Annotated in this window: 3 protein-coding genes; all 3 read left to right on the top strand. The window is 69.0% G+C overall.

What is annotated here, in order from left to right; all coding sequences use genetic code 11:
• Positions 1–702: SDR family NAD(P)-dependent oxidoreductase (locus AC5RUJ_RS14495; RefSeq protein WP_494156068.1), on the top strand; the 702-nt coding region annotated here is incomplete at its 5' end.
• A gap of 23 nt (positions 703–725) precedes the next feature.
• Positions 726–1046, top strand: coding sequence for a 2Fe-2S iron-sulfur cluster-binding protein (locus AC5RUJ_RS14490; RefSeq protein WP_494002250.1), 321 nt, complete (start codon positions 726–728; stop codon positions 1044–1046).
• Between the two features lie 2 nt (positions 1047–1048).
• Positions 1049–2359: an NAD(P)/FAD-dependent oxidoreductase gene (locus tag AC5RUJ_RS14485; protein ID WP_494128105.1), complete on the top strand. Its 1311-nt coding sequence runs from the start codon at positions 1049–1051 to the stop codon at positions 2357–2359.
• Positions 2360–2508: the final 149 nt, after the last annotated feature.

The following is a 2508-nucleotide window of genomic DNA, read 5'->3' as shown; positions in this document are numbered from 1 at the left end:
CTGGGCCGCGCCTTCGCCCTGGGCTTCGCGGCCCGCGGGTACCGGGTGGCAGCGGCCGACACCAACCTGGCCGGTGCCGAAAAGACTGCCGCACTGGTCCGCGAAACCGGTGCGGAGGCCGAGGCCTTCGAAGCCGACGTCACCGACGTGGCCTCCACCGAGGCCCTCGCCCGGCGGTGCGCCGACTTCGGGCAGGGGAGCATCGACGTCGTCCTTAACAACGCCGCCATCTATGCCACGGTGACCCGCACCCCGTTCGAGGAGATCGACCCGGCCGAATGGGACCTGGTCATGAACGTGAACCTCAAGGGCCCCTGGCTGGTGACCCGAGCCGCCAGCCCCTACCTGCCCGACGGCGCCCGCGTCATCAACCTTTCCTCCGCCACCATCTACTCCGGCTCGGAGCAGTGGCTGCACTACGTGGCCTCGAAGGGCGGCGTGGTGTCGATGACCCGGGTGCTGGCCAAGGAACTGGGCCGGCGCAACATCACCGTCAACGCCATCGCGCCGGGCTTCACGCTCACCGAGGCCAGCTACGGGCTGATGGAGAACGCCGAGAACTACGGCGTGGACCGCGGCGCGCTCAAACGCGCCAGCCAGCCCGAGGACATCGTGGGCGCGGCGCTCTTCCTGGCCGGGCCGGACAGTTCCTACATCACCGGACAAACCATGGTGGTCGACGGCGGCCGCCAGTTCATCTGAACCACTGCAACCCAAGGAGAACCATGCCTACGGTACATTTCACCGACGCTGAAGGCGCCGTCCGCGACGTCGAAGGCAACCCCGGCGACTCGGTCATGGAAACCGCGGTGCGCAACGGCGTGCCGGGCATCGTCGCCGAATGCGGCGGCTCGCTGTCCTGCGCCACCTGCCACGTCTTCGTCCGCGAGGACACCATGGACCAGCTTCCGGAGATGGAAGACATGGAAGACGAAATGCTCTACGGAACGGCGGTGGACCGCCAGGAAAATTCCCGCCTGTCCTGCCAGCTCAAGCTCGCCGAGGGCCAGGACGTGTACGTCACCACCCCGGAAACGCAGATCTGATCATGGAAACCACCACCACCACGACGTCGGCGGCCCCCGCCCGGGCGGCGGACGGTGCCGTGCAAACCGGGCTGCTGATCATCGGCGCGAGCCAGTCGGGAGTCCAGCTGGCCGTTTCGCTGCGGGCGCTCGGCTTCACGGAGCACATCACGCTGCTGGGCGAGGAAAACCACCGGCCCTACCAGCGCCCGGCCCTGTCCAAGGAGTTCCTGCAGGGCACGGTGGAGAGCGAATCGCTGATCTTCCGGTCGAACCAGTACTGGGCGGACCACAACGTGGCCCTGGTCAAGGGCGAGCGGATTGAGCGGATCGAGAAGGAAGCGGACGGCTCCGGGGTGGCGCACGCGGTCTCCGGGGCGCAGTTCCCGTTCCGCCGGCTGGCCCTGACCGTGGGCGCCCGGGCCCGCAAGCTCCAGGTGCCCGGTGCGGATCTGGACGGCGTGGTCTACCTGCGCAACGCCGACGACGCCCTGGCGCTAAAGGCCCAATTGGAGGGCGTGCGGGACGCGGTGGTGATCGGCGGCGGCTTCATCGGACTGGAGGCTGCATCCAGCCTGCACAAGATGGGCAAGAACGTCACCGTGCTTGAGTACGGGCCGCGGCTGATCGGCCGGGCCGTGGGCGAAGAAACCAGCGACTACTTCCTGACCGCGCACCGTGAACGCGGCCTCGACATCCGGCTGAACTCCCGCATCCGGGAACTGGTGCCGGCGGACGGCGGGGGCAGGGTGGGCGGCGTCGGACTCGAAGACGGCACCGTCGTCGCCGCCCAGCTGGTGCTGGTCGGCATCGGAGTCGTGCCCAACACCGAGCTGGCCGAGCAGTTGGGCCTGGAGGTGGACAACGGCATCGTGGTGGACCGGCACGCGCTGGCCTCCGACGGAACCACGGTGGCGGTGGGCGACGTGGCTAACATGCCCAATCCGCTGCCCGGCTCCCCGGAGGGCGAGCGGATCCGGCTGGAAAGCGTGAACAACGCGATCGAACACGCCAAGGTCGCCGCCTATTCGCTGATGGGCCGGCGGGAGGACTACGCCGGGATCCCGTGGTTCTGGTCGAACCAGGCGGACCTGAAGCTGCAGATCGCCGGCCTGACGCTGGGCTACGACCGGACCGTTGTCCGCCGCGACGACGAGCGTGGCAAGTTCTCCGTCCTCTACTACCGCGACGGCCGGATCATCGCCGCCGACTGCGTGAACGCCCCGCTGGACTTCATGGCGGTCAAGAACGCCCTGGCCAAGGGCCAGAACATTCCCGCGGACGCGGCAGCCGACCCCGCCGTCGTCCTCAAGACCATTGCGACGGACGACTGACTGCCCGCCGTGCGGCTGCACGACAAGGAGACCCACCCCATGAGCACCCCCGAGACACAGACCCCGGAGGCCAAGGGCCAAACCCCGGCATGGGCTGCCGGCGGCCAGCCAGACCCCGCCGAGGATCCGCGCGCCGCCGCCTTCGCGGC

It is taken from the genome of Arthrobacter sp. Y3223164 (assembly GCF_059091005.1).
Note: the sequence above shows the minus strand (reverse complement) of the source record. Positions and strands in the feature narration are given on the sequence as shown.